Genomic DNA, 25,182 nt, shown 5'->3' on the forward strand with positions numbered 1-25,182 from the left:
ACTTTAATTACGATGGCTCTGTGGACTCCAGTTTGGCAGAGCGGGACTCAGTTGATAGTGGTGATCACGAAAGACCAAAACACCACCGAAAACACGCTAGAGTCTGGTTGAGCGAGGAGTTCAATGACGCTGTAAAGAATCGCTTACCTAGAGAGAAGTTACCATATGCCGGAAATCTTAGAGATGAAATTCAGATCAGAGCTCTGATCGAAAAAAGCTCTAATGTTCCCGATTCGTCGGAGAACATCGATCAAACAAAAAGTCTTCCTAATCGCGGTGCCTTGGTTCATAACGAATACACCATGCTGGCTCACTTCTTTTTACTGAAACGGTTTTTCAGGAGCACAGGGAAAACTCGCTTCTTTCTGGATCTGGATAGCGGGATGAAGACGGCCTATATTTCTGCGTTTCGTGAGGAAATTGGAGAAGGCCGATCCGATGGGTTCTTAGTTAGGGCTTCGAAAAATAAAACAAATGATGAGAAAGAAAAGCTGGTAGCAAATTTCAAACGCATGGTTTCCAAAATGTCAGGAACCCCAGTCAAACAGCTGACCTTCAAAATCCTAATGGATGTAACTAACGGAATTATCGCGGAGCGTTTAAAGAAACCCATTAAGGTTCCGAACTCGCCTGAGTTTTGGATTGAGCATCCATGGGTGTCCAAGGCAGAGCCGGAGAAAATGGTGGCTGCGGTGACGAATGTGTCTAGGTACGACATTCTGCACCAGGCCAACCTCTACCGCATGGTGACCCTAGCTCCAGTAGATCGCTTTTTTATGAATATCCGCAGGATGTCTATGTACTTTGAAAGGCCATTCCAGTCAGGCACCGGGATGGGGCGTATCTGGCACGGATACTCTGCATATAACCCTGAGATGTACACCATAGTGGGTGACATATTCAGGATTCATTACAACTACTGCACAAGATCAAAGAAAAAGGACACACCCGCCATGAAACTGGGGCTTGCAAAAGCCCCAGTTACTGTCGAGAAAATCATTTATTACAATCGATATGCTGGATAGAGTTGACCGGCTAATTCAAGCCAAAAGCTCAGGCTTTTTTCGTTGGGAAGCAGGGATGCCAAAACGTCTGCGTTCAGAAATTTTGAATGAAAAAAAGCCAGTGATTTTTGGTCACTGGCTTTTCTTACTTGGCTTGCCCAAGCTCAGCCACACTTAAGGTAAATGGCTTGGCTGCGTGCTCCGGTTTTTTTATGAGAACAGGCGTCCCTTAAAACAGCACGCGGGCGCGGATAGTGCCTTTTACCTTGAGCAGCTTCTCTAGGGCAAGTTCACCATAGGCCTTGTCTACATCAATCACTACGTAACCAATGTCTTGCCTGGTCTGCAGGTACTGTCCGCAAACGTTGATGCCGTTCTGGGAGAACACCTGGTTGATTTCAGACATCACACCCGGCACGTTCTCGTGAATGTGCAGTATGCGGTGCTGATCTGGGTGAGCAGGCAGCGCCACCTCTGGGAAGTTCACAGAAGACACAGACGTGCCGTTATCGCTGTACATAGCCAGCTTCTCAGCCACTTCACGCCCGATGTTTTCTTGGGCTTCAATGGTGGAGCCGCCTACGTGCGGGGTCAGAATCACGTTGTCGAATTCCCGCAACGGAGACACAAACTCTTCGTCGTTGGACTTAGGCTCAACTGGGAACACATCAATGGCGGCGCCCAGCAGCTTGCCGCTCTTCAGCGTTTCTGCCAGAGCTTCAATATCAACAACCGTGCCCCGTGAGGCGTTCATCAGAATAGAGCCTGGCTTCATCTGCGCCAGTTGCTCTGCTTTGAACATGTACTTAGTGGCCGCTGTTTCTGGAACGTGCAGGCTCACAACATCTGAGATGTTGAGTAGCTCTTGCATGGAGCCCACCTGGGTCGCGTTGCCGATAGGCAACTTGGAAACCACATCGTAGAAATACACGTCCATGCCCAGGCCTTCAGCCAGAACACTAAACTGAGTACCTATGTTGCCATAGCCGATGATGCCCAGCTTTTTACCGCGAATCTCGTAGCTGTCTTTGGCTGATTTTTGCCATCCACCGCGATGCGCCTTGGCGTTCTTCTCGGGAACACCGCGCAGCAGCAAGATAGCCTGCGCCAGCACCAATTCAGCAACACTGCGAGTGTTGGAAAATGGAGCGTTGAATACGGCGATGCCACGACGAGTTGCAGCCTGCAGGTCAACCTGGTTGGTACCTATGCAGAAACAACCCACGGCAACCAGTTTTTTAGCGGCCTCGAATACTTTCTCGGTCAACTGAGTGCGGGAGCGAAGGCCGACAAAGTGCGCATCGGCAATCTTCTCGATAAGGTCTTCCTCGGTCAGAGAGTGACTGAGGTACTCAATGTTGGTGTAGCCTGCAGCATTCAGGGTGTCTAGCGCGGATTGGTGCACGCCTTCCAGCAGCAGAATCCGGATTTTGCTCTTTTCGAGAGACGTCGTTGACATGGGCTTTGCTTCCGAACCTTTCGTGGCATGAAATCACCTGCAGCCAGTGATCGTCGGGGCTGGCTCACAGAACAGGAGCGATATGATATCATAAAAGGAACTTTTCACAGTGTGCTGGTTCGCCTGGATCAACTGAATTGATAATTTCATCCAGAGCCACCGGCCCAATCCTGACGAGACTGATGCATTCATGAACTCTGAACAGATCATTGCCTCCCTGAAAGAGCTGATTGCCACCGGCGATGCGCCCGGAAAAATACTGACTGACCCGGCTGATCGCGAGAGTTACGGTAAGGATTGGACTCGAATCTACACGCCCAATCCTTTAGCTATCGCACTCCCGAAAACCACTGAACAGGTCCAGGCGCTGGTGAAATTTGCCAACAAAAACAGTGTGGCCTTAGTTCCTTCCGGTGGCCGTACCGGCCTGAGTGCCGGTGCAGTGGCCGCCAACGGCGAAGTGGTTGTTGCGTTCGACAGCATGAACCAGATTCTTGATTTCAGTGCCAGCGATCGCTTGGTTCGCTGCCAGGCCGGCGTTGTTACTGAGCAACTGCAGAGCTTTGCCGAAGAGAACCACCTGTACTATCCGGTAGATTTTGCGTCTGCCGGCTCCAGCCAGCTTGGCGGTAACCTTTCCACCAACGCCGGCGGCATCAAAGTGATCCGCTACGGCATGAGCCGCGACTGGGTGGCCGGATTGAAAGTAGTGACCGGTAAAGGCGATATTCTTGATTTGAACAAAGATCTGGCAAAGAACAACACCGGCTACGACCTGCGCCATCTGTTCATCGGCGCCGAGGGCACACTAGGCTTTATTACCGAAGCCACCATGAAACTCACACGCCTGCCAAATAATCTGACGGTGCTGGTGCTCGGACTGAATGACCTCGGCAACACCATGGACGTGCTCAAAACCTTCCAAACCGGCCTTGATCTAACTGCCTACGAGTTCTTCTCGCACCAAGCCATGGGCCACGTTTTGGCGCACGGCCAGGTACAAGCGCCGTTTGAAACCGAAGCACCTTATTACGCATTGCTGGAGTTTGAAGCGACGTCTGATCAGATCATGGACAATGCCATGAGCCTGTTCGAGCAGTGCATGGAAAACGGTTGGGTGCTAGACGGTGTGATCAGCCAAAGCGAAACCCAAGCCCAGAACCTGTGGCAACTGCGTGAGCGCATCTCAGAGTCCATCGCACCGCGAACGCCCTACAAAAATGACATCTCCGTGGTGGTTTCCAAGGTTCCGGAATTTCTAGCGGAAATCGATGAGTTGGTGGCTAACCATTATCCAGATTTCGAAATTATCTGGTTTGGCCACATAGGCGACGGCAACCTGCATCTCAACATCCTAAAGCCGGAAGATATGGCAAAAGAAGACTTCTTCGAAAAGTGCCAACAGGTCAACAAGTGGGTGTTTGAAATCGTAGAGAAGTACCAAGGCAGCGTCTCCGCTGAGCACGGCGTAGGCATGACCAAAAAGCCTTACCTGCAGTACACCCGCAGCGAAACAGAAATTGCCTACTTGAGAGGGATCAAACAAGTCTTTGACCCCAACGGCATCATCAATCCCGGCAAGATCTTCGACTAATGCAACGGCACATCGTAGTACTTACCGGCGCTGGCATCAGCGCCGAAAGCGGCCTCTCCACCTTCCGTGACAACGGCGGCTTTTGGGAGCAACACAGCGTATACGACGTGGCCACCCCAGAAGCCTTCGCCCGAAACCAGGAACTGGTGCTGCGTTTTTACAACGAACGCCGTCACCAGATCGCCTCGGCCCAGCCAAACCGCGCCCACCGCCTGCTCGCCGAACTTGAGCAGCGCCACCGTGTAACCATCGTCACCCAGAACGTCGACGACCTGCACGAACGCGGCGGCTCCAGCCATGTCATTCACCTCCACGGCGAACTTACAAAGGCGAGAAGCACAGTCAATCCAGAATTGGTTTACGACATAGGGTACCGGGACATAAAACTGGGCGACCACTGTGCCATGGGCCAGCAACTGCGCCCGCACATCGTCTGGTTTGGCGAAGAAGTCCCCATGCTGGAGGCCGCCGCCGACATAGTCCGCATCGCAGACGACCTACTAATCGTAGGCACGTCGCTTCAGGTCTACCCGGCTGCGGGCCTGATCCATGAAGTGGAGATCGATGTACCGATTACGGTAATAGACCCAGGTGAACCGGCAGGCGTTTCACGTGCAAGAATCATCAGAAAAGGCGCTGGAGAGGGTGTCGCTGAGTGGGCAGCAAACTTCTTAGCCCGATAGGCAGCATCAGGGCGATGTGTCCAAAACTGTGCGAAGCCATGGATGGCGTAGCCAAGCGTACAGGGAAGTATTCACAGCGTGTTTTGGACACATCGCCCTGATGCTGCCGACAACGCCGAAGCCAAAAGGTCAGTGCGACTCCGCAAGATACCCACGAAGCTCCTCGCCAAAAGCAGCCTGAACTCCCAGCCGCTTCAGCATCCAGTAATGCCCCGCAATCATCCGGTCAATAAAAATACTCTCAACCGGCGGCTTGAACGAATCCAAATATTTGAACACAGTGCTCGTCTTCGCCGCCACATGCTTGTGAATGCTGGACTCACCAAAATCATAAGGCTGCTCAGAATTAAACGGCACAATCAAAATATCCCGCCACATCGCGTAGTAAGCCTCATCAATAGCCGGCTGACTTCCCACCCTGGCACCTAAATCAATCAGATACGCATCCAGCGCTTTGTAATCCTGGGCTAGGGCAGCCGTCACAGCATTACGGTAGGCCTCAACAATCTCCGGCTTCAGCTTCTTAACGCAGCCGAAATCGTACATCACAATACTGCCATCCGGCCGATATGCAAAATTGCCGGCATGGGGGTCGCCATGAATACACTCAAAGCGAAATAACTGGTCTGCCATGGTCGTAAACATACGATGGCCGATCAGATTGATCGTAGCCTGATCGTAGCGCTCTGGCGTAACCTCACTTACGTGGTCGCCTTCCTCCAGCCCCAGGGTAAGCACATGGCGGGTGGAGTGGCTGGGAATCACTGAAGGAATAACCACCCACGGATCATCTTTGTGAAACTCCCGGAACAGTTCAATGTTGCGGGCTTCATTCTCGTAATCCAGTTCTTCCCGCAGCCGCTCACGAATCTCCGTGAATAACTGGTCGACTGACTCCTTGGGCATTTTTAGCAGGCCGCCGAGCTTCAAGGCCAGGCGCAGCTGTTTCAAATCGGAATCGCAGGACTCATCCACGCCTGGGTACTGCACCTTAACGATCACATCTGTGCCGTCGTGCAGCCGAGCGCGGTGTACTTGGCCAATAGAAGCAGCGGCATAGGGCTTTTCTTGAAGGTACTCAAACAGCTCGCCTACCGGCTTACCCAGTTCTACCTCTACCTGCTCAAGAATAATCTCGAAGGGCATGGGTGGCGCTTCTTTTTGCAGTTTCTCAAGCGCATCAGAAAACTCCCGGGGCAGGAAGTCCTGGGTCTGGGAAGCAATCTGGCCCACCTTCATAGCCGCGCCTTTCATTTCACCGAGCGTATCGGTAATACGGTTGGCCATACGGGTGTAGCTTTCACTGCGGGCGCCGTCGTCGTTTTCGCTGCTGAACATGCTACGGGCTTTCTGGCCCGCGTACTGCCCCGCTACCGAGGCAGTCATGCCGGCAAGCTTGAAGAAACGACCACTGCGTGAGGTAACCGGTTTTTTTGCCATGCCTGACTATACGTTCTCTTCAGTAAGAAAGATTGAGAATGAAGAAAAATTGAGAGAGCCCAAGTTAAACCACTTTGGTGGAAACAGACAACTTATCTTCCAGTTGCAGCGATAGCGTTTGGCCTGAGAGCAGCGGCCCGACGCCGCTGGGCGTCCCAGTAAGCACGACGTCTCCGGGCAGTAGCGTAAAGTGGCGGCTTATGTGGGCCAAAAGTGACATGATTGGAAAAAGCATGTCTCTGGTATCACCGCTTTGCTGACGCTGCTCGTTGATGTCCAGGCTAAAGGTAATGTGGTCGTTGCGGAAATGCTCGGCAGCCACAAACGGCGACAAGGGGCAGGCGCCATCAAAGGCTTTGGCTCGCTCCCAGGGGTGCCCCTTTTCTTTCAGCTGACTTTGCAAGTCCCGAAGGGTCAGATCCAGCGCCAGGCCATAACCGAGAATGGCTGCCTGGGCTTCGCTGGCAGATGCGTTGGTCAGGGGTTTGCCTATGAGTACTGCCAGTTCGGTTTCGAAGTGCACCTGGCCTTGGCTGGCCAGAAACTCCAGCGGGCGTGTCAGGTGTACCGCAGAGGTGGCTGGTTTGATGAACAGTAAAGGTTCAGCAGGCACCGGGTTGTTGAGTTCTTTCGCGTGTTCCGCGTAGTTCCGGCCAACACAGACGATCTTTCCCAGTGGCAGGTGCACCGGTGTGCTGTCTTTCCAGTGGTGCTGATAATGGTTCATAGATGGCCTCTATTCGCCCTCGAACGAGCATACAGTATAGACCTTAAGGCCCTCTTCTTGCAGCTTGGCAGACCCCCCAAGATCGGGAAGATCAATCATTGCAGCGACTTCGACAATTTCGGCGCCAATACGGCGAATCAGCCGGCTGGCTGCCAGCATAGTGCCGCCGGTGGCAATCAGATCGTCCACCAGCACCACTTTGTCACCTGGCTTAAACGCATCCTGGTGCAGCTCTACAGAGGCTGTTCCGTATTCCAGTTCATAGTCTTCTACGAGCGTATCGAACGGTAGCTTGCCTTTTTTGCGCACCAGCACCAGCGAGGCATTTAGCTCATAGGCCAAGGCTGAGCCAATGATGAATCCCCGGGCGTCTACCGCCGCCACGGCATCAATTTTCTGGCCGTGGTAGCGGTGAACAAATGCATCAATCAACTTTCGGAAAGCTGTTTTGTCTTGCAGAACCGTGGTGATATCACGGAAAGCAACGCCGGGCTTGGGCCAGTCTGGCACTGTGCGGATTGCTTGTTTGATGCTTTGAGAAAAGTAATCCATAAAAAATCAGGCTCTCACTCTGGGCGCAGCTTAGGCTGCGTCTAGAAAGATGAATTTCAAAATGAAGACGATAGCGATCACTACAACACTCACGTTCAGATCAGACCAGCGCCCGCTCAAAGCTTTGATGACAGCGTAAGTGATAAAACCCAGTGCAATGCCGTTAGCGATGGAAAATGTAAGAGGCATCATCAGTGCGGTTACAACCGCGGGCGCGGCTTCTGTAATGTCGTCCCAGTCTATCAGCTTCAGGCCACTGGCCATCAATACCGCAACGTACAGAAGTGCGGGTGCGGTGGCGTAGGCTGGGATAATGCTGGCGATGGGCGACAGCATCAGGCACGCAAGGAACAGAAGTGCCACAACCACAGCGGTGAGGCCAGTGCGCCCGCCGGCAGAGATGCCCGCAGTTGATTCGATGTAGCTGGTGGTTGTTGATGTACCGAGAGCGGCACCAGACATAGTGGCAACTGAGTCAGACATCAGCGCGCGACCCAAGCGGGGAAGCTTGCCGTCCTTATCCAGTAAGCCACCACGTTGGGCGGCGCCAATTAGGGTGCCAGAAGTGTCGAACAGATCGACAAACAAAAATGCGAACACAATGCTAATCATGCCGACGTTCAGTGCACCCGCGATGTCCATTTTCATGAAGGTTGGCGCGAGGCTTGGTGGCGCGGAGACGAAGCCATTGTATTCCACCATGCCCAGCATCATCGCGATGACCGTTACGGCAATGATGCCGATCATGACGGCACCGGTTATGCGACGGAATGACAGCGCACAGATCAGTACAAAGCCGCCAAAGAACAGCAGGCTCTCGGCGGATTTCAGTTCACCCAGCCCCACCAACGTAGCCGGATTGTCCACTACGATGCCGGCATTTTTCAGGGCGATCAGCGCCAGGAAAAAGCCGATACCGGCGGAAATGCCGAAGCGCAAAGACATGGGGATGCTGTTGATGATCCATTCACGGATTTTGAAAATGCTCAGCAAGAAGAAGATAAAGCCCGAGAGGAATACCGCACCAAGCGCCACTTCCCAGCTATAGCCCAAACTGCCTACAACGGTGAATGAGAAGAAGGCGTTTAGCCCCATGCCCGGGGCAAGGGCGATTGGGTAATTTGCCCACAGGCCCATGATCAGGGTACCAATGGCCGCTGCCAAACAGGTGGCAACAAACACAGCACCGTAATCCATGCCAGTAGAGGACAATATGTCCGGGTTGACCACGATAATGTAAGCCATGGTCAGGAAGGTGGTGATGCCCGCAATAAGTTCTTTTCGAACTGTAGTGCCGTGGGCCTGGAGTTTGAACAGTCGTTCGAGCATGACGGGTGTCTGCCTCTCAGGGTGCCAGAGTGTAGGATGAAAAAACGGTAATCTTACCGACTGAGGGGTCTCAGGCCAAGGAATGATTGGAGCCTTCAGTCATGAAGCTTCAATCATCAACTTCAGGATGGATCGCGCTGTAAACGGATATCGAAACGCACCGCCGCCATCCGAACGATGACGATAAAAAGAAGGCCGATGGTCAGCGACAGAACTTCGCTTTGCAGGGCCCACTGGCAGAGGAAATAGAGCCAACATCCAGCAAATGAAATGGACGCGTAGATTTGATCCTTGCGGAAAATGAACGGCACCTCGTTACAAAGGGTGTCGCGCAGTGCTCCCCCGAATGTACCTGTCATTACGCCGAGCAATGATGCGATAAACCACGAGTGGCCCATGTCGAGGGCCAATTGTGCACCCAGTATCGAGAATGTGCCGAGGCCGATGGCATCCGGGAACACAATCCAGGAGGGGCGAATACGCTCCGAGCGCTTCCAGTAACTGAATACTATCGCCATGACGAGAATCAGGATGGGCTGCTCTTCGTGCTTGATCCAGTAAACCGGATGGTTACCCATGATGAGATCGCGCAGGGTTCCGCCACCCAGAGCGGTAATAAACGCTATGGTGAACACGCCGACCGGGTCCATGTTCTTGGAGCGCGCAACCACCATGCCCGATATGGCGAAGGCCACAATTCCAATCATTTCAAGAGAGTAAACAACGTCGAACATAGTAAGCCCTGAATCCAAGAATAAAGGCGGATAGTTTTTGAGCAGCTAGATCCAGGAGCGCGAAGGATAACGGAAAACGGCGCTTGATTCATCTCTGGGCATGCTGCAATAAAGACTAGGTTATAAGTGCTACTTATTCACATGGATAAAGGTTCTTTATTTGCTTCATGGGGAGAGTCTGTTTAGCTTGGCGTGATTCAATAACAACAGAGTTTTATCAAAAGGAGTTCCCATGAAGGCGATCCTCTGTAAAGAATATGGCCCGGCTGAAACACTGGTCATTGAAGATGTGCCCAGCCCTGAGGCCAAAGGCCGCGGTGTTAAAGTTCGTGTAAAAGCAGCGGGCCTGAACTTTCCTGACACGCTTATTATCGAAGGCAAATACCAGCTCAAGCCAACCATGCCATTTTCCCCGGGCGGCGAAATGTCTGGTGAAGTTATTGCGGTGGGTGACAAAGTAACCCGTTTCAAAGTTGGCGATCGGGTTGCGGGCCTCACTGGCTACGGCGCCTTTGCAGAAGAAGTGATCGTACCAGAACACAACTTGCTGCCGATCCCGGAAGGCATGAGCGACGAGAAAGCGGCTGCGTTTACCATGGTTTACGGCACGTCCTATTACGCTCTCAAGCAGCGCGCCAATATCCAACCGGGCGAAAGCCTTCTGGTTCTGGGTGCCAGCGGCGGTGTGGGCCTGGCAACAGTAGAGTTGGGTAAGGCCATGGGCGCCCGGGTAATAGCCGCTGCCAGCTCAGCTGAGAAGCTGCAGGTTGCCAAAGCCGCGGGTGCGGATGAGCTGATCAATTACACAGATGAGCCGCTCAAAGAGGCCGTAAAGCGCCTGACCAATAGCAAGGGCGTGGATGTGATTTACGACCCCGTAGGTGGTGATTTCACCGAGCAGGCCCTGCGTGCCATGGCCTGGAACGGCCGCCATTTAATCGTCGGCTTTGCTGCAGGCGATATCCCCAAAATCCCCGCGAATCTCACGCTGCTGAAAGGCTGTTCGGTCGTCGGCGTGTTCTGGGGCAGCTTCACTCAGCGTGAACCAGAAGCAAGCGCCCAGAACATGATGGAGCTGATGAAGCTCTATGCTGAAGGCAAAATCGATCCAAACATCAGCGAGGTATTCGAGTTCGAGGATTACGCGAAAGCTCTGGGTGCACTAACTGAGCGCCGAGCTACTGGCAAGGTTGTGCTTAAGGTTGGCTCGTGAGTTACTTTCTGGTTGTAGCCTGATGGTTTGGGTGTAGAGCCATGGCTGACAGGCTGTGGACAATTCTTTGGCCAGACAGCCTTTTCCGAAGAATGTTTCGACCTCGTCCAGTTTTTTGCAGACATTACCACTGGCGCGGCCGCCCCGGATACCGGTAAACCGGATATCCGGGGCGTAATCAATCTTCAGGAGATGGGTCTATTTGTCGGGCGCATCGTCAATGTCAACGCTGAGAGTCTGGTCGATGTCCAGAACGCCGATTTCCCACTTACTCAATGAATTTCTCAATCACGCTATCCGCTCCAATAAGAGGGATAATGCGAACCAACACTTGATCCATCACGCCGGTTTCAGCCTTGGTGATGAAATTAGCCTTCCGGTCTTTCCAGGACAGCGTTTGAATGAGGCTTGAAGCCACCACAGAAGGTTGATCCAGGTTATCTACAGAAACCTCTGTCGCGGTACCGCGAATGCTCGTACTGATCGGGCAACAAATCAGGAGCCCGGTCTGCTTGTTATACTGCTTCGACGACAGCACAAGCGCTGGCCGATATTTACCGACCTCTTTGCCTTTGGTCGGCTCGAAATCCAGCCAGATGATTTCATTGCGCTCAGGGATGTACAGTGCCATTAAACACCCATTTCAGCGGCAGAGGGTTGAGCAATCTCATCAGCATGTGCGCCGTAAGCATCGAGCCCAACGAGCAGGTCAGCCTCGGAAAACGGTAAGTTGACCTTGAGTGAAGCTTTCTCTGCTGCCTCGATAACAATTTTTCCTGCCTTAACGTCAATGCGAATAGGGCTAGAAACGTCCAGCCTCGCTTGAGCTAAGATTTTGCTGGAAAGTCGAACAGCGGCACTGTTGCCCCAACGCTTAATTTCACTTTGCATAAAAACCTCACGGGTTGTTCGTAGCTACAAGTGGATCTACTTTAATGCTCGGCTATGCATGTGTCAACAATTGTATCTACACTTTAGGTGGTTTTACTCCACTCCAAATTGACTGAAACGTTGAACCAACTTTATTAAGTTACCGATTTTATTACGACCCCACACAGGCCTCCCCAAAACCCTCTACGAGCATATCCATGTGCACTTGACTCCGGCCATCCGTGGCTACCCCCAGTCCTATAAGGCTAGGACTACAGTCAGAAGCGAAACTTCCCAGAATCAATATCCGAAACCAGCCCAGGTGTCAGCTGAGTGTAGCCATCTGTTTTCGGGAACCACGCAAAAACCTCCTCATGGGGCCGCTCCAGAGCGTAGCTCGCTTTCTGAATATCCACCTTGCGGTACTTGAACGTTCCCGTTTTCTCGATGGCGTTGGTAACCCGCACAAACACCGGCACCGCATAGGCGGGCAGGTTGTCCTGCAGATAGGTCAACAGCTTATTGATATCGAAGTTACCGCTGTTCGGTACCAGCGTCACCATGCCCGCCTTGCCGTTGGTTTTTGGAATCTCAACGCCGTAGACAATCGCTTCCTTCACCATTCCGGAACCGTCGATAATGTTCTCTACCTCGTTGGTAGACACGTTCTCGCCTTTCCAGCGGAAGGTGTCGCCCATTCTGTCTACGAATTGCAGATGGCGAAAGCCGAGGTTCCTTAGCACATCGCCGGTGTTAAACCAAGAGTCTCCGTTTTTGAAAGCATCTCGCAGAATGGATTTTTCTGTGGCTTCTTTTTGGGTATAGCCTTCAAAAAACCACTTTTTCGTGATTTCGCTAATAAGTAGGCCCGGCTCGCCCTTTGCTACTTCCTGCATAACACCTTTGTCATCACGGATAGGGTCGCGGGTACCGTCGAGAAATTTCACCAATTTGTAAGGTGCTGTAGACAAGCCGACAGTGTTGTCTAGGTTGAGAAAGTTACTGAACCCGACGTTGCCTTCGCTGGAAGCATAGAGCTCCGCAACCTTGTCGATCCCGAAGCGCTCTTTGAACTCACGCCAGATAGAGGGGCGCAGACCATTGCCAAGCATTCTGGTCAGGCGGTGATTGCAATCCTGATCACTTGGCGGCTGGTTTAGCAGGTAGCGGCAAAGTTCGCCGATGTAGCCGAATACCGTTGCGTCATAGCGACGCACGTCATCCCAGAACGCGCTAGCGGAGAACTTTCGGCGCAGAGCAAGAGCGGAGCCGCCGGCCAATACCGAGCCCCAGCAAACTACAAGGCCGGTGCCGTGATATAGCGGCAGAGTGCAGTAAAAAACGTCGTCCGGCTTCATAGACAGAGACATTAGGCCAAAGCCGCCGTATGCCTTCAGGAACTTGTTGTGTGATCCCGGAGCGGCCTTAGGCAGGCCAGTTGTGCCTGAGGTGAAGAGGTAAATTGCCGTATCTCCGGTTCTGGGTGGGTCGCTCAGAACGGGGTTGTCACTGTTAAACGTGCTGACCTGCTGTGCCATGTTGGCGTAGCCGGCAGGCGCATCGCCGAAGGCGTTAAGGGTATTGGTATCCGCGAGGAACAGGAACGGCGTGGGATGGTCGAGCTGAAGGCTTTCTTTTACGTCGTCAAACGCAGATACCAACTCTTCACCAACCACGACCATTTTCGGGTTAACCAAGTTGGCGCTATGTTCCAGTACCTTGCCTTTCTGGGAGGTATTCAGCATGGCGCAGGCGACGCCGATCTTGGCCGCACCCGCAACCACTGCCAGTACCTCTGGGCGGTTTTCTAAGAAGACAGCAATGGTGTCCCCTTTTTTCAGCCCTTGAGTCTGAAAATAACCGGCGATACGGTTGGACCAACTATTAAAGTCGCCCCAAGTGATGCTGCGATCCTCAAACAGAATCGCAGGTCTGTTTTCATACTTTTCAGCGTTTTTTTCGACCAAGGTTCCGAGGGTAAGGGTTTTGTTCGCATCCTGGATCGAGTAGTAATAATAACCTTTGGCAATAGCCGGAAACCGCTTCAGTATGCCCGGCAGGCTGCGCGCGATATCCATCGCAGTAACGTTGTCTTGGTTCATGGTCTTTCCGTAAGGTGTTTTTATAGTTGATTCAGGGCCCCGGAATAACCTCGCCGTGAGGCTAGTCTAGGTAGAGGTCTGGCAACAGGGGTTTATCACCGGCTTTGTACCGGTAGCCTTCGAAGTCTGTTACGCCGTTTTGACGGAGTACATCTTCGTCAACCAGGTTCTGGCCGGTCATCTCGTCTACCGATCGGTTCAGTATGCTTACCGTGGCATCTGCCATGATTTCTGGCGTCCGGCCTTGGGCCATCAGTTGCTCGCCACCGGCCTCGTGCTGGATGGCGGCGGTGGCGATTATGGTTTTGGGCCATAAGGTGTTAACGGCGATGCCGTAGCGCTTGAATTCTTGCGCCATGCCGATGCTGATCATAGTCATGGCGTATTTTGTGGACGTGTAAGGCCCGAAGTGTGCGAACCACTTTGGATCAAGATTTAGTGGCGGCGACATGCTCAGGATGTGTCCGCGACTAGACTTTTTAAGCCAGGGCAAAGCTGCCTGGCTGCAGGCCATCACTGCACGAGCATTCACTTGGTGTATTAGGTCGAAGCGGCTGACTTTAAGGTTTTCCACACCACTCAGGCGTATTGCACCGGCGTTGTTGATGAGGGCATCAATGCCACCAAAATGCTCGGCAGCCTCGTCAATCCGCTGCTTAATCTGATCTTCATCCCGTACATCGAGTACCAGTGCCAGAGCCTGACCACCCGCTTCGCGGACTTCCTCGGCTACCGAGTGGATGGTGCCTGGTAACTTCGGATGTGGCGTGTCTGACTTGGCCGCGATGATAACGTTTGCGCCCTGGCGGGCGCACGCCAGCGCAATCGCGCGGCCGATGCCGCGGCTGGCGCCGGTAATAAAGACAGTTTTCTGGTCCAAAGTGTTCATTTTTGTTTTCCTATTCGGATGTCAGTTGGTGGTGATTTCCACGAGTAACTGCTTACGTTTCACCTGATCGCCTTTTTTGGTCAGGATTTCGCTAACAACACCGTCGCAATCTGCTTTGACTGGGTGCTCCATTTTCATGGCTTCCAGTATAACCAGCGTGTCGCCTTGGCGAACGGTTTGGCCTGGTTCGGCCAATACGTCGATAATGGCACCGTCCATTGAGGCCTGAATGCGTCCACTGCCGGCACCGTTAGCGCCTGCAGCTGGCTGGTGAGTGAGGTCAGTGACCGACCAAGACTCGCCGAAGGCCTGCAAATATAAGGAATCCCCGTCGCGATGATATTGGCAACGCTGACGAATGCCGTTGTCGATAATGCATAAGGTATCTTTTTCGATGCTTGCGAGCACTATCTCATGGTGTTGGTCGCCCAGTCTGCAGGACAGCACATTGTCTTTGTTGTGCACTAGTAGCTCGACGGTAGATTCTCCTGTGTCCAGCTTCATAGGCGTTATGGTCGCCGGCGCGTTGCTCCAGGCTTGTTCACCCACTGTGCCATGGGCCAGCACACCGGCTGCAAGAGCGAGTTGCCGAATGTTCAGCTTCGCGGGTTGCAGAGAGGGGTCTTCACTGAACTCCTGCTGCAGGAATGCGGTGGTGGCTTCTCCCGCACCGAACTTGCTGTCTGCAATAATGCGGCTGAGGAAGTACCGGTTGGTGGTGACACCAAACACGGTGGTGTCTTCCAGTGCCCGGATCAGGCGACGGCGAGCTTCGTCCCGGTTTTCTCCCCAAGCGATAACTTTCGCGAGCATGGGGTCGTAGTGCGGGGTGACCTCGTCACCTGAGCGCACGCCTGTATCAAAGCGCAGGCCTTCGCCTTCGGCGGGCTTAAAGATATGCAGCGGCCCAGTTTGCGGCGTGAAGCCATTGGAGGGGTCTTCGGCGTAAAGCCGAACTTCGATGGCGTGGCCGTTCAGCTCAATTTCGTTCTGAGCCAATGGCAGCGGCAAGCCTTCGGCAACGGTCATTTGCCAGGACACTAGATCTTGCCCGGTTATGAGTTCGGTAACCGGGTGCTCTACCTGCAGGCGTGTGTTCATTTCCAGGAAGTAGAAATTGCGGTCTTTGTCCACGAGGAACTCGACGGTCCCTGCGCCTTCGTAGTTGCAGGCAAGTGCAGCTTTAACGGCAGCGTCGCCCATAGCAGCCCGAAGTTCGGGCGTCACGAAGGGGGAGGGAGCTTCTTCAACAACTTTCTGGTGGCGACGCTGTATTGAGCAGTCCCGCTCGCCAAGGTAGACGGCGTTGCCGTGTCGGTCCGCGAAGATCTGAATTTCCACGTGGCGGGGTTCGATAACGGCTCTTTCCAGAATCAGTTCGTCATCGCCGAAGGCTTGTTTGGATTCGGATCTGGCGCGTTTGATGTTTTCGGCCAAGTCGGATTCTTTCTCTACCAAGCGCATGCCTCGGCCACCGCCGCCAGCGGAGGCTTTGATCATTAGCGGGTAGCCGATGCCTGCGGCAGCTGCGATGAGTTCGTCGTCACTGGCGTTGTCGCCTTCGTAACCAGGAACCACGGGGACGCCGGCTTTTTGCATGGCGATTTTGGAGCGGCGCTTGCTGCCCATCAGTTCGATGGCGCTGGCTGGCGGGCCTACGAATACAATGCCAGCTTCTTTGCAGGCATTAGAGAAGTCTGCATTCTCTGAGAGAAAACCGTAGCCGGGGTGGATGCAGTCGGCGCCGGTTTTGCGTGCCGCTTCGAGTATAACGTCGGCGTTCAGGTAGGACGCAGCGACTTGTGCAGGCCCAATGCACACGGCTTCATCGGCAATCTCTGTGTGCATGGCGTTGGCGTCTGCCTCGGAATATACGGCAACGGTGCGGTATCCAAGGGCTTTGGCGGTGCGAATAACGCGGACTGCGATTTCGCCTCGGTTTGCTATTAGTAATTTTTTTAGCATTTTGCTGGTCTCATGTTCGGTGCAAGGCCGCAAGTGAGGAAGAAAAGAGGCCTCCAGAAAACCGCTACGAGCACGTCCATGTGCGCTTGTTTCCGGCCGTCCTTGGCCTCCAACATTTTCTGGAGGCCTCTTTTCTCCCTCACTCGCTCCGCAATCAGTGGTTTTCGTCTGCCCAAGCTGGCGGGCGTTTTTGCATGAATGCCATTGTGCCCTCTGCACCTTCGCTGCCACGGACGGCTGCTGTGAACATGTCCGCTGCACTGTCGAGTAATCCGCTCATGGATTCGTGTCCGACCCGGTGGAGCAGGGCTTTGGTTTGCGCAGTGGCGTTTGGTGCGCAATGGCGAATGCGATCCAGTGCCTGGGTCAGCATGTCGTTCAGTTCTTCATCGGAGGTCGCAGCCTGGTGAACGATGCCCAGTGCGCAGGCTTCTTCTGCCCCGATTCGCAGCCCTAGCAGCGCAAGTCGGCGGGCTTGGGTCATGCCGATGCGTTCTACTACAAACGGTGCGATCTGGGCCGGGATGATGCCCAAAGAGGTTTCGGGCATGCCGAATTTGGCGGTCGGCCCGGCAATGGCAACGTCTGAGACGCAGGCCAAACCGAAGCCGCCGCCCATTACGGCGCCTTCGGTGATGGCGATAACCACTTTGGAGGATTCGTTCACCTGCTGGATCATCTGCCCGAAAGCGCGATTCAATCGGTAGAACGGATCGACTCCGTCGTCATCCGCTTTCTGGTTGCGGGCTCCGGCCATGTCTTTGATGTCACCACCGGCACAGAAGTGGCCACCCGATCCGCGGATAACCACGGCGCGTATGCTGGAATCGGACTCCACTTCGGTAAAGATTGCGGATAGCTCAGCAACCATCTGCAGGCTCATGGCGTTCCGGGAGTCCGGCCGGTTGATGGTTACGTGCAGGGCTGGCCCCTGTTTTTCCAAAAGCAGTGTGTCGCAGTGTGGCAAGGTTTCCATAAGAACGACTCCAAGAATGTGGTCTGGGGCTAGTGCCGGGGTGCCGGTCTGGAACCTTAGTTCAGTTTTTGCGCTTGCCAGGCAAGGTGCCCATCATCTTGCAGATAATCCCCAGCATGATCTCATCGGCGCCGCCGCCGATAGATACCAGCCGAACATCACGGAATGCACGGGATGCAGGGTTGTCCCACATAAAGCCGTTGCCGCCCCAGTACTGCAGGCAGCTGTCGGTAACCTCACGGCCCAGGCGGCCGGCCTTCAGTTTGGCCATGGAGGCGAGTTTGGTGACTTCCTTGCCTTCAATGTGCAGCTCACAAGCCTGATAGGTCAGGGCGCGCAAGGCTTCTACTTCGGTTTGCAGTTCGGCCAGGCGGAAGTGAATCACCTGGTTGTCGATCAGTGGAACACCGAAAGTCTTGCGCTCGCGGCAGTATTCAATGGTCTGATCAATGCAGTTTTCCAGCGCTTTGATCACGTTGGCCGCGCCCCACAAACGCTCTTCCTGGAACTGCAGCATCTGCATCATGAAGCCTGTGCCTTCGCCGCCGATGCAATAGCGCTGGGGTACGCGCACATCATCAAAGAAGATCTGGGCAGTTTCGGAGGAACGCATGCCCAGCTTGTTCAGATGCGGGCTCATGGTGATGCCCGGTGAGTTCATGGGTACGATAATCAATGATTTATTTTTGTGCGGCTTGTCGTCGCTGGTGTTAGCCAGCAGGCAGATGAAGTCGGCACTTGGGCTGTTGGTGATCCACATCTTGGAGCCGTTGATGACGTAGTCGTCACCGTCCTTTTTGGCGGTGGTTTTCAGGCCAGCCACGTCGGAGCCAGCGCCTACTTCACTCACGCCAATACAGCCCACCATGTCACCCGAAATAGCGGGCGCCAGGAAGGTGCGCTTCAGTTCGTCAGAACCAAAGCGGGCGATGGCCGGTGTACACATGTCGGTCTGCACGCCAATCGCCAGAGGTACGCCGCCACAGTTGGCCATGCCCAGTTCTTCAGCCGCTACAAGGTTGTAGCTGTAGTCCAGCCCCATGCCGCCGTATTCTTCGGGCTTTTGAATGCCCAACAGGCCGAGGTCGCCCATTTTCTTGAATACTTCACGAATGGGGAACGTGCCGGCTTCTTCCCACTCGTCGCAATGGGGGTTAATTTCTTTCTGCACAAAATCGCGGACAGTTTTTCTTAGGGCTTCGTGCTCAGGTGTAAATTTCACGTTGTACTCTCCTAGTGTTTACTTCTGGTCTACCACTCAATTGCTACGTGCAGACCATTTAATAGTTCAATATTTAGATTGCCTTAGAGGCGAGCCACACCGAATGTATTCGGCCGTAGTTGGCGGATCTCGGCTTCGCGACATACGTCTAGAACCAGCGCCACTACCCGCCTGGTATCCCGGGGATCAATCAGGCCGTCGTCCCAGAGCCGGGCTGTGCCAAACAGCGCCGTGGAGCCGTCTTCTAGCTTCTTAGCCGTGGCTTGCTCGAGGAAATCTAAGGTTTTCGGATCAGGCTCAACACCACTACGGCGCTGTTTGTCCTCGGCTACAATGCGCATCACTTTGCCAGCTTGGGCAGGGCCCATTACGGCGGTGCGGCTGTTGGGCCAAGCGAAGATGAATCTTGGGTCCAGGCCACGGCCACACATGGCATAGTTGCCTGCGCCATAAGAACCGCCAATCACAACTGCGATCTTCGGTACTCGGCAGTTAGCAACGGCCTGCAGCATTTTAGAGCCGTTTTTGATGATGCCGTTCTGTTCCGAGTGCGTGCCCACCATGAAACCTGTGGTGTTGTGCAGGAACAAAAGCGGAGTGCCCGCTTGGTCGCACAGTTGGATAAACTGAGCCGCTTTAGCACTGCCAGCCGGGGTGATTGGGCCGTTGTTGCCGATGATGCCGACAGAGTGGCCTTCAATGCGGATGGTGCCGCACACGGTCTGGTTGTCGAACTCGTCTTTGAAGTCCATAAACTTCGAGCCGTCGGCGATGCGCGCCAGAACTTCACGGACGTCGTAAGGCTTCTTTGAATCCGAGGGAATAACGCCCAACAGTTCTTCTTCGGGATGAAGCGGCTCGTCCCACTTTAGCTCGCGCTGAACCGGCAGCTGCTCGTTCCAGGGTAGGGCTTCCATGATGTTTCTGGCTTGGCGGATGCCGTCCGCATCGTCTTCGGCTAAGTATTCGGTGGTGCCGGCAACCTGAGCATGCATTTCAGCCCCACCGAGTTCTTCAGCATCGGCGATTTCGCCAGTTGCTGCTTTTAGCAGTGGCGGCCCAGCTAGGAACATTTTTGTCTTGCCACGGATGGCAACCACGTAATCAGACAAGCCCGGCTGGTAAGCACCACCAGCGGTGGCGTTGCCGTGAACAACGGTGACCTGTGGAAGGCCTGCCGCAGACATTCTTGCTTGGTTGGCGAAGCCCCGTGCGCCCTGCACGAAGATATCGGTAGCGTAGTTCAAGTTGGCGCCGCCGCTCTCAGATAGTGAGACAACCGGCAGTTTGTTTTCTTTGGCGATCTGCTGCAGGCGTAAGGTCTTATCCAAGCCGGCAGGCGTGATGGTGCCGCCTTTGATGGCGCAATTGCTGGCGACCACCAGGCAGCGGATGCCGCTGACGGTGCCGATGCCCGCGATGATGTTGCCGCCAGCCATGCTGCCGTCTTTGTCGTCGTGCATCTTGTAGCCGGCCAGGGAGCAAAGCTCCAAGAACGGGGTGCCACGATCCAGTAAGCGATTAATGCGATCTCGGGGCAGGAGCTTGCCACGCTTGGCGAACTTTTCCCGTGCAGCTTCCGCCAGATCAAGAACCTTCTGCTCGACATCCCGGAAGGTCTGAACATGTTCGTTCATGGCATCGGTGTTGCCTTGGAACTCGTCGGATTGCGGATTAACGCTGCTTTCCAATGTTTGCATAAGAGTCTCCTCAATCCTCGCTGAGCACTTTGGGCGTTACTGCCCTATGGAAGCCGTTGAAGGGCTCATTATTCTTTGCTTTGGGCAGAGGCCACATCCGCGTGCCCTGAGAAGCCGCACCATCGATGCGTAGGCAGTCGCCGCTTATATAGGCAGCGCCTGGGCTTAGCAGAAAACAGATGGCCGCGCTGATTTCAGATTCTGTGCCCATGCGCTTAATGGGTACATGGTCTGCAAGGCCGCGAATCCACTCTTTCATGTGTGTTGGGTAATTATCCATACCGCTAGAAGCAATCCAGCCGGGTGCAACCGCATTCACACGAACACCGGAGGTGCCCCATTCAACAGCGGCGGTCTGGGTGAAGTTCACCATGCCAGCTCGTGCTGCGCCTGAGTGGCCCATGCCAGGCATGCCGCCCCACATATCCGCCACAATATTCACGATGGCGCCGCCGGTTTTTGCCAGTGCTTGAGTATAAGCTTCTCTGGCCACCAGAAAGCCGCCAGTGAGGTTGGTGCGAACCACGGTTTCCCAGCCTTTCTGGTTAATGCCTGCAAGCGGGGAAGGGAACTGGCCGCCAGCATTGTTCACCAAGCCGTTCAACCCGCCGTGCTCTTCAATGATCGTCTTTACGGTAGCTTTTACAGATTCTTCCTCACGGATATCGCAGGAATGAGCCGAGGCAATGCCGCCGTCTTCCATGATCTCTGCTTTAACTGCTTCAACTTTTTCAATTTTGCGTCCTACCAACGCAACCCGGGCACCAAGGGCGGCGAGTTCGTGGGCGGTGCAGCGTCCAATACCTGAACCGCCGCCGGTTACAATGATTGTCTGACCTTTGAATAGCTCAGGATGGAAAATCGATTGATAGCTCATATTTATAAGACCTTATTCAGCGTTCAGGCGCGAACCAGCCCGGCAGGTACCGGCACTGGAAACTCGAGCAATTGTTGGGCGAATGCTTTGCCCTGCGGATCTATACGCAGGCTGGCTATGCCGCCGCCACCTAGGCTGTGTTCCAGAAGGAAGTTGAACGCATGGAGCCCAGGCAACGCCCAGCGAGTAACCTTGCCGGTTTCGGGATCTAGGGTGTGGGCCATCCATTCGGCTACGGCTTCTTCGGTTAGTGCCGCTTCGATAAACGGAACGAATTCTGGATTGCGGGCGATAACACCAATGTTGCTGTGATCGCCTTTGTCGCCACTGCGGGCCCAAGCAAGGTCGACCAAGCGAACAGTGGTGTCGGTTGCAGATGCTGATTTGCCTGAGGACTGCGCAGCGATCTGGTCGGGCTGGAATCCGCTTGCCGATTCGATATCAACAGGGGTCACCTGACCGCTAAGGTCAACCGACACACCTACTTCATCCTTGGGTACCAAGCACGAATACAGACGTATCTTAGGTATGACAGCAGGGCGGCCGCCCACAATGCCAGTCAGGCCTGGCGCCATGCCGGTGGCTGCCTGGGCGATCTCCCGGGAGAAGAGCACCAGTGCCCCTTTTTTCGCATGCGCTGTGGCGATTTTGACGATAACTTCCCGGCATTCCTGGCCACGACCCTGCTTGCCATAGGTGGTTTCGGTGCCCAGCAGTTCGATACTGGTTTCCGTGTAATCGGCCAGGCCGCGCTCTTGGAACAGTCGGGACGTTTTAGTGAGAATTGCTTCGGCAACGGCTTGGGCTTTTTTCGGCGCATCAATGCCAGCAAGCAAGAAAGTAGCTGTGCACTTGAAGCCATCAGGCCAGGTTCCTGAAACCTTGTAGCTGTCTGTGGGGGGCAGGCCATGGGAACCGCGCACGGTTACACGGTCTTTTCCGCTTTCTTCGAGCTCAACCTCGGTAAAGTCGCAAACAACGTCTGGCAGCAGATAGGCGCGCGGGTCGCCGATTTCGTAAACCAGTTGCTCGGCCACAGTGCCACGGCTTACCTGGCCACCTGTGTTTTCAGGTTTGGTGATAACGAATTCACCGTTTGCGCTGACTTCGGCAATGGGGAAACCCATATCGGCAAAGCCGTCGGCGATATCTTCCCAATCGGTAAAGTTGCCGCCCGTTGATTGTGCGCCACACTCCAGCAAGTGACCGGCGAGGCTGCCTTGGGCCAGCTTATCGTAGTCCTTCCAATCCCAGCCAAACTCGTGAACCAGCGGCGCAAGTATCAGTGCGCTGTCTACAACCCGCCCGGTCAGGACAATGTCGGCGCCCTGTTCCAGAGCTTCCACCAAACCCGGTGCGCCAAGGTAGGCGTTCAGGCTTACCATCATTGCCGGCATGGGCTCGCCAGTGGCCATTTCGGTTATGCCGGCTTTGCTTAGGGCTTGTTTTTTCGGCAGTAGGTCATCACCGAGCACTAGGGCAATTTTCATTTCTACGCCGGCTTTTTCGCACAACGCTTGCAACGCATCACGGCACGCCACCGGGTTCACGCCACCGGCGTTGGCCAGCACGCGAATACCTTTTGCTTTAATGTCGCCAAGCAAAGGGCCCATAACCGTTTCGACAAAGTCCCGGGCATAGCCTTGGCTGGGGTCTTTCATCTTCTGGCCAGCCATGATCGACATGGTAACTTCGGCCAAGTAGTCGGCAACTAGATAGTCAATGTTACCTTTGTGAACCAGCTGTGCTGCAGCGGTTTCAGTGTCACCCCAGAATGCTGAGGAACAACCGATACGAACCGTTTTTGGGGAGTCAGCCATGTTTATGCATCCTGTTTCAGTGTTGGCCCGCATTTCGTGCTTGGGTGCAGGCCATAGATTGATCCATTGATCAGACCATACCAAGCAAGCGCTTGGTATGTAAACAGGTAAATGTCAGGTAGAATGACTCTTCCATTAAAGCCACTGGGTATGCCCGTGAATCAAGAGAAAATTCTTCAGTCACTCATTGCTGACAATCTGGTTTCTGATCCGGACAGTGCCCGGGGTCGTCTACTCCGCGAGGCGGCTAGGTTATTCCGTGAAAAAGGCTATGAGCGAACCACTGTCAGGGATCTGGCAGCGGCCGTAGGCATTCAATCCGGGAGTTTGTTCCATCATTTTCGTGCCAAAGAAGAAATTCTGAAGGCGGTAATGGTTGAAACAATAAGGCTGAATACGGCTGTTATGCGGGCAGCTATGAGCGCGGCTGACTCAAGCCGTGAGAAGTTGCGGGCATTGATCCGCGCAGAGTTGGAATCCATTAACGGCCAGACCGGCGAAGCGATGGCGGTTTTGATTTTTGAGTGGCGCAGCCTGTCTGAAGCATCCCAAGCAGAAGTGCTGACCTTGCGCGATATATACGAAGCCTTGTGGTTGGATGTATTGACTGCTCTAAATGAAGACGGTTCTCTGATCGCTGATCCGTTTGTGGTACGCCGTATGCTTACGGGCGCACTGAGCTGGACAGTAACTTGGTATCGGCCGGAACGCGGTGGCCTGACCCCAGAGGGCCTGACCGATCAGGTGGTTGCGATGTTGGGCCTGAATCAGCCCTGAGCTGCCATTTGGCAGGTTAAAAGATGCTAGTTGTCTATCCGTAATAAACTCATTGAATGAGCGCCGACCTATTGGTTTCTGTAAAGCCATTGTTTTAAATCATAATATTATCCAAAACGCCCTCCTTATTAGACTATTGGCCTAATCGGCATGACCGAGTCGGCAAACGAGCCATTTTTGTAAGACAGCTTTCAACGCACTCTTGCCCACCGGAATCACAGAACTCGCTGTGGTTCACGCTGATAAAAACAAAGAAGAGCAGGGTGATCTATGATGTCCGTACTGGCAATTCATGCAGGCCGTCTAGCGATGGTACGCAGTAAACTGGTTTTACTGGCAACGGCAGTTGTGTTTGCCGGCTGTTCCGCAAACCCCATATATAAAACCACCGGGGTTGTACTTGCAGGTTACTCCGAAGGTGAAGCCACGCCTTATGTTATGCAGATGTCTGACCCGAAAATGGCATGCGCGCTTGGGGAAGGCATCGATCCCTTGCTGTATTCCTTTTCGCGGATTACGAAGGCAATGTGCCGGCCGCCAAAGATGCCCGCGAACAAACGAAACGCCTATACGCCCTCACCGCCGAGCGTCGCCTGCTAGCATTCCACAGAGCCATGGCGGCCTATGATTTCGATCCCTCCAAAGAGCCTCTTGAGTGCCCGTTTCTGTTTAGCGAGCAGGACGAGATAACGTTTCTGCTTGGTTTGCTGACCGGTATGCAAGCGGTAGTAAATGATGCAAATTCCGGAGCCCGCGCGGGAATACCTCGCAATATTGCGCCCCAGGCGGAGCGTGCAGCAACCTGTGTCGACAACGAAAAACTGGGGGGCTTGCCCAATGCCGTTCGAGCACTGGTGTGGCTATTGTTGCCGGATACCCAGCCAGAGCTGTCACCAGACCCTTGGATTGTGCTGAAAAACAGCTCTGCCCTTGGTGTAAAAGCGGGCATTCGTGCCTCCATGGCTATCGAAGCTGTTGCTGCCGAAACCCTTTGGCCGCCCGGAAGTGCTGGCTGATGTTATCCGTCGTTTCACGGAGGCAGACAGCACGATTGAGGTTTGGGACGAATACCGGCTGGTCGATCACGTAGCCGAAGGGGTCATCCGCTTTTCCTCAGACAAGCACTGGACTGCCCATTATGGCTACCGCACACCGCAGACGTTCTTCGGCAAAATGAGCCCGGAACGTGATACCGAAAACATTGAAACCATGAGCCTGGACGATCTGCTCTGAGCCAGCAGTTCCGGCG

At 54.1% G+C, this 25,182-nt stretch carries 22 protein-coding genes and 1 pseudogene; 7 read left to right on the top strand and 16 right to left on the bottom strand.

Annotation, left to right across the window (positions count from 1 at the left end; genetic code table 11):
* The first annotated feature begins 107 nt into the window (after window positions 1-107).
* Window positions 108-1,025, top strand: a complete 918-nt coding sequence (locus tag CPH80_RS20480) for a hypothetical protein (RefSeq protein WP_172898574.1) — start codon at window positions 108-110, stop codon at window positions 1,023-1,025.
* A 208-nt stretch (window positions 1,026-1,233) separates the two neighbouring features.
* On the opposite strand, the gene serA is transcribed toward CPH80_RS20480, so the two are convergent.
* On the bottom strand, window positions 1,234-2,463 hold the full coding sequence (gene serA / locus CPH80_RS20485) for a phosphoglycerate dehydrogenase (RefSeq protein WP_096280975.1): 1,230 nt from the start codon (window positions 2,461-2,463) through the stop codon (window positions 1,234-1,236).
* 190 nt (window positions 2,464-2,653) lie between these two features.
* Between serA and CPH80_RS20490 the strand changes: the two genes are divergently transcribed.
* Together CPH80_RS20490 and CPH80_RS20495 are read left to right on the top strand one after the other, a co-directional pair.
* Window positions 2,654-4,057 carry an FAD-binding oxidoreductase gene (locus CPH80_RS20490; RefSeq protein WP_096280976.1) on the top strand — a complete coding sequence of 468 codons (1,404 nt, stop codon included), beginning with the start codon at window positions 2,654-2,656 and terminating at the stop codon, window positions 4,055-4,057.
* Entirely contained in the window at window positions 4,057-4,740 is a 684-nt protein-coding gene (locus CPH80_RS20495; protein ID WP_096280978.1) for an SIR2 family NAD-dependent protein deacylase, read from the top strand. The genes CPH80_RS20490 and CPH80_RS20495 overlap by 1 nt, the downstream gene beginning before the upstream one ends.
* 129 nt (window positions 4,741-4,869) lie before the next feature.
* On the opposite strand, the gene CPH80_RS20500 is transcribed toward CPH80_RS20495, so the two are convergent.
* From CPH80_RS20500 to CPH80_RS20520, 5 genes are all read right to left on the bottom strand, one after another.
* A complete protein-coding gene (locus tag CPH80_RS20500) occupies window positions 4,870-6,180 on the bottom strand; it encodes an ABC1 kinase family protein (RefSeq protein ID WP_096280980.1) in 1,311 nt (436 codons plus the stop codon).
* Window positions 6,181-6,244: 64 nt separating this feature from the next.
* The gene (locus CPH80_RS20505; RefSeq protein WP_096280982.1) at window positions 6,245-6,907 is read right to left on the bottom strand and encodes a fumarylacetoacetate hydrolase family protein; all 663 of its coding nucleotides are present in this window, start codon (window positions 6,905-6,907) and stop codon (window positions 6,245-6,247) included.
* Between the two features lie 9 nt (window positions 6,908-6,916).
* Window positions 6,917-7,459 carry an adenine phosphoribosyltransferase gene (locus tag CPH80_RS20510; RefSeq protein WP_096280983.1) on the bottom strand — a complete coding sequence of 181 codons (543 nt, stop codon included), beginning with the start codon at window positions 7,457-7,459 and terminating at the stop codon, window positions 6,917-6,919.
* Window positions 7,460-7,489: 30 nt separating this feature from the next.
* The gene (locus CPH80_RS20515; protein WP_096280985.1) at window positions 7,490-8,788 is read right to left on the bottom strand and encodes an NCS2 family permease; all 1,299 of its coding nucleotides are present in this window, start codon (window positions 8,786-8,788) and stop codon (window positions 7,490-7,492) included.
* 122 nt (window positions 8,789-8,910) lie between these two features.
* The gene (locus CPH80_RS20520) at window positions 8,911-9,522 is read right to left on the bottom strand and encodes a trimeric intracellular cation channel family protein (protein ID WP_096280987.1); all 612 of its coding nucleotides are present in this window, start codon (window positions 9,520-9,522) and stop codon (window positions 8,911-8,913) included.
* Window positions 9,523-9,754: 232 nt separating this feature from the next.
* On the opposite strand from CPH80_RS20520, the gene CPH80_RS20525 reads away from it, so the two are divergent.
* Window positions 9,755-10,735 (top strand): NADPH:quinone oxidoreductase family protein, encoded by a 981-nt coding sequence (locus tag CPH80_RS20525; protein WP_096280989.1) that lies wholly within the window; start codon window positions 9,755-9,757, stop codon window positions 10,733-10,735.
* 27 nt (window positions 10,736-10,762) lie between these two features.
* On the top strand, window positions 10,763-11,014 hold the full coding sequence (locus CPH80_RS20530) for a hypothetical protein (protein ID WP_096280991.1): 252 nt from the start codon (window positions 10,763-10,765) through the stop codon (window positions 11,012-11,014).
* Here the strand turns inward: CPH80_RS20530 and CPH80_RS20535 are convergent.
* From CPH80_RS20535 to CPH80_RS20580, 10 genes are all read right to left on the bottom strand, one after another.
* Window positions 11,004-11,366, bottom strand: a complete 363-nt coding sequence (locus tag CPH80_RS20535) for a type II toxin-antitoxin system PemK/MazF family toxin (RefSeq protein ID WP_096280993.1) — start codon at window positions 11,364-11,366, stop codon at window positions 11,004-11,006. The two genes, CPH80_RS20530 and CPH80_RS20535, sit on opposite strands and share 11 nt — an antisense overlap.
* Entirely contained in the window at window positions 11,366-11,626 is a 261-nt protein-coding gene (locus tag CPH80_RS20540; RefSeq protein ID WP_096280995.1) for a MazF family transcriptional regulator, read from the bottom strand. Before CPH80_RS20540 ends, CPH80_RS20535 begins: the two co-directional genes overlap by 1 nt.
* A gap of 257 nt (window positions 11,627-11,883) precedes the next feature.
* On the bottom strand, window positions 11,884-13,707 hold the full coding sequence (locus tag CPH80_RS20545) for a long-chain-acyl-CoA synthetase (protein WP_096280997.1): 1,824 nt from the start codon (window positions 13,705-13,707) through the stop codon (window positions 11,884-11,886).
* 61 nt (window positions 13,708-13,768) lie between these two features.
* Complete coding sequence (locus tag CPH80_RS20550; protein ID WP_096280999.1) at window positions 13,769-14,596, bottom strand: SDR family oxidoreductase; 828 nt, start codon at window positions 14,594-14,596, stop codon at window positions 13,769-13,771.
* A gap of 21 nt (window positions 14,597-14,617) precedes the next feature.
* The gene (locus tag CPH80_RS20555) at window positions 14,618-16,561 is read right to left on the bottom strand and encodes an acetyl/propionyl/methylcrotonyl-CoA carboxylase subunit alpha (RefSeq protein ID WP_096281000.1); all 1,944 of its coding nucleotides are present in this window, start codon (window positions 16,559-16,561) and stop codon (window positions 14,618-14,620) included.
* Window positions 16,562-16,715: 154 nt separating this feature from the next.
* Window positions 16,716-17,537: an enoyl-CoA hydratase/isomerase family protein gene (locus CPH80_RS20560; RefSeq protein ID WP_096281002.1), complete on the bottom strand. Its 822-nt coding sequence runs from the start codon at window positions 17,535-17,537 to the stop codon at window positions 16,716-16,718.
* Between the two features lie 61 nt (window positions 17,538-17,598).
* Window positions 17,599-18,759: an acyl-CoA dehydrogenase family protein gene (locus tag CPH80_RS20565; protein WP_096281004.1), complete on the bottom strand. Its 1,161-nt coding sequence runs from the start codon at window positions 18,757-18,759 to the stop codon at window positions 17,599-17,601.
* 83 nt (window positions 18,760-18,842) lie between these two features.
* Window positions 18,843-20,459: an acyl-CoA carboxylase subunit beta gene (locus tag CPH80_RS20570; protein ID WP_096281006.1), complete on the bottom strand. Its 1,617-nt coding sequence runs from the start codon at window positions 20,457-20,459 to the stop codon at window positions 18,843-18,845.
* Between the two features lie 10 nt (window positions 20,460-20,469).
* The gene (locus tag CPH80_RS20575; protein ID WP_096281008.1) at window positions 20,470-21,336 is read right to left on the bottom strand and encodes an SDR family oxidoreductase; all 867 of its coding nucleotides are present in this window, start codon (window positions 21,334-21,336) and stop codon (window positions 20,470-20,472) included.
* A 23-nt stretch (window positions 21,337-21,359) separates the two neighbouring features.
* Window positions 21,360-23,156 carry an acyclic terpene utilization AtuA family protein gene (locus CPH80_RS20580; protein WP_096281010.1) on the bottom strand — a complete coding sequence of 599 codons (1,797 nt, stop codon included), beginning with the start codon at window positions 23,154-23,156 and terminating at the stop codon, window positions 21,360-21,362.
* Between the two features lie 123 nt (window positions 23,157-23,279).
* Between CPH80_RS20580 and CPH80_RS20585 the strand changes: the two genes are divergently transcribed.
* On the top strand, window positions 23,280-23,933 hold the full coding sequence (locus CPH80_RS20585; RefSeq protein WP_319823049.1) for a TetR/AcrR family transcriptional regulator: 654 nt from the start codon (window positions 23,280-23,282) through the stop codon (window positions 23,931-23,933).
* Window positions 23,934-24,203: 270 nt separating this feature from the next.
* Window positions 24,204-25,166, top strand: a pseudogene (locus tag CPH80_RS23460) (hypothetical protein).
* Window positions 25,167-25,182 lie beyond the last annotated feature (16 nt).

This window comes from Marinobacter sp. LV10R510-11A (assembly GCF_900215155.1).
Taxonomy (GTDB): domain Bacteria; phylum Pseudomonadota; class Gammaproteobacteria; order Pseudomonadales; family Oleiphilaceae; genus Marinobacter.